This window comes from Bradyrhizobium sp. 14AA, assembly GCF_054185205.1.
Genome location: NZ_JAVAYM010000017.1, coordinates 132,882 through 143,521, shown reverse-complemented (window position 1 = coordinate 143,521; position 10,640 = coordinate 132,882). Strand labels below are relative to the sequence as shown.

Genomic DNA, 10,640 nt, shown 5'->3' with positions numbered 1-10,640 from the left:
AGATCCTCGTCATCGGCATTGGCGCCGATCCACAACCGGGTGGGAGAATGTCGAACGAAGCGTCCGGTCTCAGAACTGGCCGGGCGGCAGCTTGAAGACGTCGGGGCTCTTGACGTCGGCCACGTAGAACAGCAGCAGGCTGGTCGGCGTCAGCACACGCTGGTTGTTCTCCTTGTTCTCGAACGTGCCCTGGAGCAGCAGGATCACCGAACGATCCTTGGCGTCGCTGCCGCGGAACATCACGATGCCCCCGTTGACGGGCATGTTGACCGCGATGGAATCAGGCTTGAAACCCTCGCTGAGGAAATGGGCGCGCAGGATGTTGGCGTTGGAGAACAGCTTCTCCGGCGTCATCGCCGCGTCGGCCCCCTTCGACCACACCGCGCCGACCTGGATCAGCGACTTGGACTTGTAACCGAACACGTAGGAGAGTTCGGCGGTGCCGCCGTTCGGCAGCAGCTCCGGAGCGGAGAGCAGCAGGCTGTGCGTCAGCTCGGACGCATTGTCCTGGGACTTGATCGCGTCGGACTTGGCGTTGAAGTCCTTCGTCATCGCTGCGCGGACGTCGGCCTCGTTCATGCCGAACTTGGCAGAGCGGAAACCGTCGATCGCCTTGATCTTGTCGTCCGCGGCGGGCGTCTCGGCGGCAGCCGCCGAGGTCGCGCCGGCGGCGACGGGCGTGCCGGCTGCGGCGGGCGCAGCGCCTGTTGCGGCTGCTTTCGGTGCCTGTGCGGCCTTCTGCTTCGGGACGGCGCCCTGGGCGGCGAGCGGTCCGGCGGCGACGGCGGTGAGGAGGCCAACCATGGCCGGGACGAGATAGATTTTGCGCATCGAAAACCTTCGAAATAAACGGGAAACAACGCTTTAAAAATCGGCAGTCACGAAATCGGCTTCTCCGAACCGCCGTCGCAACCGGGACGGAAATATTGCAACGCCACAATGCGTTACAGAGCGTCACGGAGGAGACACGGCTCGAAACAGCGACTCTTTGGCGGCGTAGGAATACGGTATCGGGCTGCCAAAGGCTGCGAATGAGCATTCATAAGCGCATTTTTTCATCAATTGTGGTTGCTAGCCTTTCGGGATATGCACAGCGCCAGGGACAACTTTTGCGAAACATTTCATGATTAAGCGGCCCGCTCCTGCCCGCGCTGTGCCGGCGGTCGCCCGCCGCGATTTCCTTCGCCTTGCAGGTACAACTGCCGCGGGTTTCTTTGCGCTCGGCGCAACGGCTGATCGCGTGAAGATCGTCGGCTCGCTGACGGCATTGCCGCTCGACGACGAACTGACCAAACGAAGCATGACCGAGGCTGCAACCACGCGGCTCGGCGGGCTCATCGCGGGCCTGAGGCAACGAGGCTGGGTCGAAGGCGTCAACTTCCGCCTCGAAGTCCGTTCGAGCTTCGGCGGAGCGGATCGACTGAAGATTGCAGTTCAGGAATTGCTGGAGCTGAAGCCGGACGTCATCCTGACGGGGTCGACGGGCGAGACCGCGGCCGTCCTCGCGGCCACCAAGGCGATCCCGATCGTTTTCGCGACGTCCAACGACCCCGTCGGCAACGGCTTCGTCGAGAGCCTCGCGCATCCCGGCGGCAACGTCACGGGCTTCACCAGCAGCACCGCCGAGATGGGGGGCAAATGGCTTCAGCTCATCAAGGAGGCCGTGCCGGACATGGCGCGTGTCGGCGTCCTGTTCAATCCGGAGACCACGCCTGGTGCCGGGCGCTTCTTCCTCGACTCGCTCGAGCAGGAGGCCGCAGCATCCCGCGTTGACGTGGTCCTCGCCCCCATCGGCAAGGCAGCGGAGATCGACGGGGCGATCAGCCGCTTTTCCGAGCTGCCCAAAGCCGCGATGATCTCGCTCGTCGACAGTTTCCTGGTGGTGAACCGCCAGGTGATCGTCGCGGCAACGGCGAAGTATCGCGTCCCGATGATCTATCCGTTTCATTATTTCATGGATGCAGGCGGGCTGATGAGCTACGGGCCAACGCTGGAGGTGCGCTCGGCCGATTATGTCGACCTGATCCTGCGCGGCACCAAGGCCGGCGATCTGCCGGTGCAATCGCCGCGCAAATACGAGCTCCTGATCAACCGCACGGTCGCCCGCACGCTTGGATTGACGATACCGTTCACGCTGCTCGCGCGCGCCGACGAGATCCGCGAGTGAACGAGCAGGTCGACCAGGGAGATTTGCGGACGCCTCCCGGCCGGCTGTTCCGAAAATATCTCTACTCGATCGTCGCCCTCGCCTTTGCCGCGCTTGCCATCAACACCGGCTTCGACGTCTGGTTCTCCTATCGTGAGCAAAAGCAGCTTCTCGCGGCGACACAGCGCGAGCAAGCCGCGTCGGCCGCCATTCAGATCGGCCAGTTCATCGGTCAGATCGAAAACCAGATCAGATGGCTCTCGCGCCTGCCTCCGGAGCTGTCGACCAACGAAGACGATCGCCTGAACGCCATCCGCCTGCTGCGCCTATCGCCCGCGATCGCGGAAATCACCGAGCTCGACGCGCAGGGCCGTGAACAGGTGCGGGTGTCGCGCCGCGTCGCGGACCGGGTCGGCAGCAAGGCCGACCTCTCCACTTCGCCTGCCTTCCGCGGCGCCAACGAAAGCCGCGCCTATTACGGGCCGGTCTACTTCTTCGGCGACACCGAGCCGTTCATGACGATCGCGACGCGCGGCACCGGCCCCGCGCCCAATGTGGTCGTCGCCGAAGTCAATCTGCGCTTCATCTGGGATCTCGTCGCCGGGATCAGGGTCGGCAACACCGGCAAGGCCTATGTGGTCGACCGCATGGGGGTGTTGATCGCGCATCCCGATCTGTGGCCGGCACTCCAGCGCAGCGATCTCTCCGGTCATGCCGACGTCCGCGCCGCGCTCGATGGCGTCGGGCCGCCCTCGGGCGGCCTGGTCAAGGAGAATCTGTCCGGTCAACGCGTGCTCTCGACCTATGCAACGGTGCCATCGATGGGCTGGCTGGTGTTCGTCGAGCTGCCGCTCAGCGAAGCCTATGCGCCGATCTATGCCTCGATCGGACGCTCGACGTTCCTCTTGGTCATCTTGCTGGCCGGTGCGGTGCTGGTCTCCCTCTTCCTCAGCCGGCGCATGACGGTGCCGATCCAGCTCCTGACACAGGGCGCGCGGCGGATCGGCAGCGGCGATCTCGACATGCGGCTTGCGATCACGACCGGTGACGAGCTCGAAGCGCTCGGCGACCAGTTCAACCGGATGGCCGCGCATTTGCGCGATTCCTACGCCACGCTCGAGCGCAAGGTGATCGAGCGTACCTCCGAGCTGGAGAAGGCGCGCGATCAGGCCCTCGCCGAGCACGATGCCGCCGAGCGCGCGCGCAGCGCGGCGGTCGAGGCCAACGAGACCAAATCGCGCTTCCTCGCGGTCGTCAGCCACGAGCTGCGCACGCCGCTGAACGGCGTCATGGGCGTGCTGCAATTGCTCGACGACGGAAGTCTCAGCGAAGCGCAGCGGCGCCACCTCGCGACCGCCGCCGCATCGGGCGAGACACTGATCGCACTGGTCGATGCCGTCCTGGAATATGCCCGCCTGGAGGCCAGCACCGAAGCGCTGGAGACGCGCGATTTCCGCCTCGACCAGCTGATCGAGACCGCCGCGGACCTGATGCGCCCGCAGGCCTTCGGCAAAGGGCTGACCTTCGACCTCGCCTGCGATGCGACGGTCAATACCTCCGTGCACGGCGATCCTGTCAGGCTCAACCGCATCCTGCTGAACCTGATCGGCAACGCGATCAAGTTCACCCCGCGCGGCGGCATCGGCGTGAACGCGGCCGCCGAGCGGCGCGACGATCATGTCTCGCTGCGCATCACCGTTCGCGACACCGGCATCGGCATCGCGCCCGACATGCACGAGCGGATTTTCGAGGATTTCGTCCAGGCAGACGACAGCATCGCGCGCCGGTTCGGCGGCACAGGCCTCGGACTTGCGATCGCGCGGCGCCTCACCCGCTTGATGCGCGGCGAACTGACGGTGGAGAGCACCCCGGGTGCGGGCAGCACGTTCACGCTTGAAGTGCCGCTCGGCCTTGCCGCGAGCGGCATCGCGCAAGGTGCGATCCCGCCACCGTCGCGGCGGCTTCGCGTGCTGCTGGTCGACGATGATCCTGTCAATCGCCAGGTCGGCGAAGCCATCCTGAACCGGCTCGGCCACCACGCGACGATCGCGACGAATGGCGCGTCGGCCATCGCGCTCAGTCGCGATCAGGCGTTCGACGTCATCCTGATGGACCTGCACATGCCCGACATGGACGGCGTGGAGGCGGCCTCGCGCATCGGCAAGCTCGGCCTGCCGAAGATGCCGCGCGTCATCGCAGTGACGGCCGACGTCTCGCGCAGCGCCCGCGAGCGGATCGCAGGCGCCGGCATCGCCAAGGTCGTCAGCAAGCCGATCCTGATCAACGCGCTGCGTGAGGCGATCGAGGACGATCCGGAAGCCGAGCCGACGGCAGCACAGCTCGCCGCAGGCGCCTTGATCGACCGGAACTATCTCGACGACCAGCAGGAGCTGCTTGGCGCCGCGCAAGTCGAAACGCTACGCCACCTGCTGGAAAAGACCAGCGAAGACCTGATCGGCGACATCACCAGCACAGCGGTAGCCGGCGACCACAAGCAGCTCGCCCGATCCGCACACCAGCTCGGCAGCGCCGCCGGCGCGCTCGGCCTCGTCCGCCTGTTCGAGCACTGCCGCGAGGTCGAGCTGGCGGCTGGCTCGATGTCGCTACCCGAGCTGGAGAGCGCTGCGCGCGAGCTCGCGGCGCTGCGCGAGGCGTCGATGCGTGCGCTGGATGAGCTGCTCCAGCCCACGGAGCAGCATTCGGTCAACTAAGGAAGCTCAGATAGGTTGCCAATCTGCCAAGTCCGGATTCGAGCCTCAGCTAAGGTTGCGAACAGTGTGCCAGCGGCTCTTAGCGACGATTCTTCCTTATCTCGCTCTCCTCGACCAGCTTGCGCAGACGATCGAACCGCTCACCGGCGATCGCAAGGCGGTCCAGCACTTCTGGGTCCAGTTCGTCTTGCAGACGGGTGTCCTCGTTCGCAAGATCCCCGCCTTTGCCATACGCCATACGCCGCTCGGTCGCACGCAGCCGGTCCGAGAGCAGGATGGCAAGTGCTCGATAGAAGCGGCTCGCGAAGGGCGCATCGCTGGCCAGTTTGTGCTGCAATACTCCTTTGTCGACGAACAATGCGAGTGCGTCGACCTTAGCGAGAACCGTCGCCGAAGGCGGCGCGGAATCGACCAGCGACATCTCTCCAACGACATCTCCCGCCTCGATCTGGGCAATTTCGCCGGCCCCCTGAATCTCGATTCCCATGCGCCCGTGCAGCACGAGGATGATCGACCCGATCGGTACTCCTTCTTGAATGACCACCTCTCCGCTCCGGATCGTGCGCCGCTGGCCGGACCGCACCAGCCATTCGACGTCGGAATCGTTCAGCACTCCAAACATGAAAAGGACCTTGCGCATGGTCACTCCTCCAGCAGTTGGCGGCGGGCGAATTCGGCAAACAGGCCGGGCTTCTCCATCAGTTCGTCGAAGCCGCCCGACTGCACGATCCTGCCTTTATCCAGCACGACGATGCGATCGGCGGATTGCACCGTGCTGAGCCGGTGCGCGATGACGATCCTCGTGATGTTGAGGCGCTCGATGGACGCAGTCACGATGGCCTGGCTACGGTTGTCGAGCGCACTGGTCGCCTCGTCCATCAGCAGCAGGCGCGGATTGTGCGCCAGCGCTCGAGCGATCAGCAGGCGCTGGCGCTGTCCGCCGGACAGCGTGTTGATGCCTTCGGCGACGAAGGTGTGTATTCCCATCGGCATGGCCTCGATATCGCGGTCGAGCCCTGCGGCTCGCGCAATTTCCCAGACCCGGTCAATCGGCAAGTGGATGCCGCCGCAGATGTTCTCGTAGAGATTGCCGGAAGAAAGCTTGGAATTCTGCAGCACGACCCCGACCTGGCGCCGCAATGAACTGAGGTCGATGGTCTCGATCGACTTGCCGTCCATGAAGATTACGCCTGACTGTGGCTTCTCGAACCCGAGCAGGAGACGGAACAGGGTCGACTTCCCGCTGCCCGACGGACCTACGATGGCGACATATTCGCCGCGCGCGATGCTCAGACTGATGCCATCCAGCACGGGCGGCCCAGCTGAGCCGTACCGAAAGGACACGTCGCCGAGTTCGATCGCGCCCTCGATCTCGCCCGGGGCCTTCGCGTGCTCGGATACTTCGATCGGAGTTGCAATGATCGGACTCAGCCGCTCGATGCGGGGAATGACGGTGACGAGCTGGGCTGCAGCCTGCCCCCATTCGCCGATAGAACCGAGCGTTATTCCGAACGCCGCATAGAACGCCAGGAAGGTGCCGAGATCGTGCATCGGGCTGGTCGCCGCCAAATGTTCGGACCCTGCAAAAATCAGAAGCGTTGCGACTGCCGGGAAGCCCGCCTCAATGCTCCTGAGGCCATTGGCTGCGCGTTGGGATGCCATGAAGTGCAGCTTGTGGCGACTGAAGCGCTCGACCCACACATTCAAGGCATTGGTCGTTGCATTGGCAATCCGCAGCTTGGCGATGCCCGTCACGAATTGCACGATTGCGCCCCCCAGCCAGCCCCTGTGGCCAAAGCTGGCCCTTTCGTGCTTCAGGCGGGCGTAACTGAAGCCCGCGATCACCGAGAGCCGAACAAGGGCAAGCACGGCAGCAAATAAGCCGAGTGGGGCATCGAGATAGAGCATTACCGCGAAGCCAAAGACAAACGAGGCCAGCGCCAGCATTCCACGTATGGACCGGGAGGTGATGATCACCCTGATCGCTTCGATTCCCAACGCACGATCCGCAAGGTCGCCGGCCGAATAGCTCCGGAAGAACGCAAGTGGCATTCGCAGCAGCCTGTCGGCGACGGCTGCCTGCACCATCCAGTCGAACCGGCTCTCGAGGCGCAGCACCGCGGCGCCCTGCATGAACTGGAAACCTCCAGTCACCAGCGTCACGATGAGGAGCGCTGCCGCGCATACCAGCAGTTGGTCGGCTTCCGCGCGCGGCAGCACGGAATCGATCAGGACCTTGGTCACCAGCGGCGTTGCCATCGCGAGCAGGCCAAGGCCGAGTGCCGCCACGACGATTCGCGACAGATCGGCGCGAACCATCGACGCAACGAACGACACCAGATCGCGAAAAGCGAGGGGGTGGGCCGGCAGGGAATGGTAGAACATCACGGCCTCCGGCGCGAGTTCGGCAATGACGTCTCGCGTCAGGGGCTTGCGCGTCCCGGATGCGGGATCGAGCAGGAGATGTCTGCCGCGAGCGCTCGGCAGGATTGCTACTGCGCGGCGTTCCTCGCCAAAAAACGCGAGAAATGGGCCTGCGCTGTCGGTCCACCAGTCGGCCCGAAGCAGCAGGCGACGGCTGCGAAGTCCTGACGCCTCTGCAAGTTTGAGCACCGCCGTCAGGTCGTCGCTGCCGGTCATGCGCTGGCGGGCCGGTGCAAGCTCCACGCCCATCGCTTCCGCGACGGCGCGGCAGGCCAACAACACGCGGTCGCTCCGGTCGGCGAGGTGCTCGGGCGGTACGGCAGGAGGATCGATGACGCCGACGAGACGGCCCATCGCGGCTTCGGCCCGCAACTCCTCCTGGATGGCTCGCCGCTGCAGACGGGCCACATCGGCCGCCCATTCCATCTCGAACTTGCGAGCGAGCTCGTTGGCGACCTGTGTGTGCAAGAGATCGAGCCCGGCCTGGATCTCGGCGGGAGAGAGTGATGCGCCATCCCTGACGCGCAGCTTCGTGGGGCGCTCGGCCACCATCCACGTGCCGGGAGACACCGGGCAGAGCGGGTCGACTGCCGTGATCGCTTGGTGCGAGCCGACGATCCGGATGGCGCCGTCCTCGACGTCGACCCATCCGACCTGTCGGCCCGACATGCGCAGCGTCTCGCCAGGTGCCAGTTCGCTTGTGGCGCCGGGATCGATGTGAGAGGCGGCGACCTCCTCGGGAAGCGTCGCGACCGTCGCCAACAGCAACGTCGACCATTCCTCGAGCATCGCTCGGTCGGTGATCTCGCGGCGGGTGCAGGCGATCAGCTCCGCGTCGGCTCCGCCGAGCGCAATGACCTCGAGCGGACGCCCGTCATGAGCGGAAGCAGGCAGGCCCAGGATGAGGCGCCCCTGCTCTGCTCGAAGCAAATGCCAACGTCGAGGTGGTGAGCCTTCGCCGATCGGCATGACCGCAAACAGATCGACGTAACCCTGCGCCACCACAAAAGCTTGATCGGACTGGCCGATCGACAAGGGTCGATGGTTGTCGAGCGCGAAGCGGTGCGTCAGCGCACCGCTCGTCTCCGGGGGCTCGAGATGAGATGGTCGGAGGGGGCTGGTCATTCGGCGGTCAACAGACGAACATATTCGCCGCCTTCGGCAAGCAGATCCCGGTGTGTTCCCCGCTGCACGACGCGACCCTGGCTCATGACGAGAATCTCATCGCAGTCGCGGATCGTGCTGAGCCGGTGCGCGATGATGATGCAGGTACACGCCCGTCGGCGCAGATTGTCGTCGATCATCTTCTCGACGCTGGGATCGAGGGCCGAAGTGGCCTCGTCGAGGATCAGGATGGACGGATTGCCAGCGAGGGCCCGTGCTATTTCCAGCCGCTGGCGCTGGCCGCCGCTGAAATTGCGGCCCTCCTCGTCCACGTGACAGTCGTAATTGCCGGCCCGGACCGAGAGATCCTCGTGAATGCACGCATCCTTGCTGGCACGCGACAAGTTGGCTTGCGCAATGGTGTCGTCCCATAGTGTCAAATTGCTGCGCGCGGTCCCCTCAAAAAGCAGAATGTCCTGATCGACATAGGCGACGGAGCCGGCGAACACCTGCTCGGGAATGCGATCAATCGGCCAGTCGTCGATGAGGATTTCGCCCGACCAGGGCCGATAAAGACGGCCGATCAGGCGACCGATCGTGGATTTGCCACTGCCTGACGCGCCGACGAATGCAATGCGGCGGCCAGGTTCGAGCTGAAACGACAGCCCTTCGATCAGCGGCGGCTCCAGGGGGGAATAACCAAACGACACATCGACCAGCCTGATCTGCCCGGAAAGCTTCGCGGGCATTTCCGGCGGCTTGAGGTCCATCGTGACGACCGGCTGTGCCGCGTAATTGAAGACGTCTTCGACCCGGAACAGGTTGGCCTTGATCGCAAGGAATGCGGAGGTCTGCTGCACCATCGCATTGATCGGCTCGACCAGGCTCAGCAGCAGGGCTTGCAACGCGACCAGCCCACCGATCGTCAGGGCGCCATCCATGATGCGAAGGCCGCCGACCCCGAGCACGATCGCGCTGGAAAGACCGGTCAGAAAGGCAGGACAGATCTCGAGAAGGTTGGAATAAAGGCCAAGATCGCGTTCGGCATTGAGGACCTTGGCCTGGAAGCCACCCCAGCGGGCGAACGCGTCGTTCTCGAGCCCGCCAGCCTTGATCGTTTCGATCGAGCGAACGATCTCGATCGTGTTCGCGGTCAACTTCGCCTTGTCGATCGTCAACTTGCGATTGAGTCTTTCACGCTCGCCTGCAACCAGCGCAAGCACCAGCACGTTCACGAGCGCAATACCAATGCTGATCGCTGCCAGCACCGGGTCGTACAGCGCCATGGCGGCTGCGATGAAAATCGCCGAGACCAGATTGAGCGCGCTGGTTGCGAGCCCGCTCGACACCAGCTCTGCGACCGCTTCGCTCGCCCCGACGCGGCTGCCGATCTCCCCTGCATGACGCTGATTGAAAAACTCCAGGGGCAGTGCCATCAGGTGCCAAAGCAGCTTTCCCACCAAGGTCACCGTCAGCTTGGTCTGCAGCCTGAGCAGCAGCGACTGTTGGAAAGCCGTGATCAGCGCGCGCCCCAGGGCGGTCAGTGCGAGGCCGATCAGGAGCGGCCTGAACCATCCTTCCACATGCATGATCAGGACGTGGTCGACGAATATCTTGGCGAAGGTCGGGATCAGGATCGTCGGAATCACCAGAGTCATGCTCAGGGCTATCAGCAGGATCACGGCACGCTGTGATCCCCGGAGGCGCCGCCAGAGCGTCGCGAGGAAACTGGGCTTCGCGCCGCCCCGGCGAAATTCCGGGCCTGGCTCCATCGCCAGGACGACCCCGGTGAAGGCAAGACTGAACTCCGCGCGATCGACCCTGCAGCGCCCGAAGGCGGGATCGTTGATGTAGGCGTAATCGGCCTCGATCCGCTCCAGCACCACGAAATGATTGAAGTTCCAGAAGAGGATTGCCGGCATCGGCAGGTCATTGAGCGTTTCCGGTTCCTTGCGAAAGCCCTTCGCCGATAGCCCGAAACCTCGTGCGGCTTTCAGAAGGTTGTTGGCTTTGCTGCCGTCACGGGATACGCCGCACGCGATGCGCAGTGTTTCGAGCGGCACCCAGCGACCGTAATGCGCGAGCACCATCGCGAGCGATGCTGCTCCACATTCCAGCGCTTCCATCTGCAGAACGGTTGGCGTGATCCAGCGTCGGCGGGCGGCCAGGACGAGGCTCTTGAACAGATCGCGCAAGGCAAGCCACAGGCCTTGTCCGGGTCGGTGCGGCTGCGAGGGCGCTGCGTTCATGCGCGA

General features: G+C 64.3%; 6 protein-coding genes. 2 read left to right on the top strand and 4 right to left on the bottom strand.

Translation table 11 applies throughout. The annotated features are described in order from the left end of the window. Window positions 1-69: 69 nt before the first annotated feature. Window positions 70-831 (bottom strand): hypothetical protein, encoded by a 762-nt coding sequence (locus tag RAD15_RS27600; protein ID WP_458181367.1) that lies wholly within the window; start codon window positions 829-831, stop codon window positions 70-72. A 292-nt stretch (window positions 832-1,123) separates the two neighbouring features. On the opposite strand from RAD15_RS27600, the gene RAD15_RS27595 reads away from it, so the two are divergent. Continuing rightward, window positions 1,124-2,167, top strand: a complete 1,044-nt coding sequence (locus RAD15_RS27595; RefSeq protein WP_458181366.1) for an ABC transporter substrate-binding protein — start codon at window positions 1,124-1,126, stop codon at window positions 2,165-2,167. After that, window positions 2,164-4,857 (top strand): ATP-binding protein, encoded by a 2,694-nt coding sequence (locus tag RAD15_RS27590; RefSeq protein ID WP_458181365.1) that lies wholly within the window; start codon window positions 2,164-2,166, stop codon window positions 4,855-4,857. Before RAD15_RS27595 ends, RAD15_RS27590 begins: the two co-directional genes overlap by 4 nt. 79 nt (window positions 4,858-4,936) lie before the next feature. Here RAD15_RS27590 and RAD15_RS27585 read toward each other — a convergent pair whose 3' ends face one another. Genes RAD15_RS27585 through RAD15_RS27575 form a run of 3 tightly spaced genes read right to left on the bottom strand, consistent with a single transcriptional unit; the run spans window position 4,937 to window position 10,634 of the window. Next, window positions 4,937-5,497: a cyclic nucleotide-binding domain-containing protein gene (locus RAD15_RS27585; RefSeq protein WP_458181364.1), complete on the bottom strand. Its 561-nt coding sequence runs from the start codon at window positions 5,495-5,497 to the stop codon at window positions 4,937-4,939. 2 nt (window positions 5,498-5,499) lie between these two features. After that, window positions 5,500-8,406, bottom strand: coding sequence for an NHLP bacteriocin export ABC transporter permease/ATPase subunit (locus tag RAD15_RS27580; protein WP_458181363.1), 2,907 nt, complete (start codon window positions 8,404-8,406; stop codon window positions 5,500-5,502). After that, the gene (locus tag RAD15_RS27575) at window positions 8,403-10,634 is read right to left on the bottom strand and encodes an NHLP family bacteriocin export ABC transporter peptidase/permease/ATPase subunit (protein WP_458181362.1); all 2,232 of its coding nucleotides are present in this window, start codon (window positions 10,632-10,634) and stop codon (window positions 8,403-8,405) included. Before RAD15_RS27575 ends, RAD15_RS27580 begins: the two co-directional genes overlap by 4 nt. Window positions 10,635-10,640: the final 6 nt, after the last annotated feature.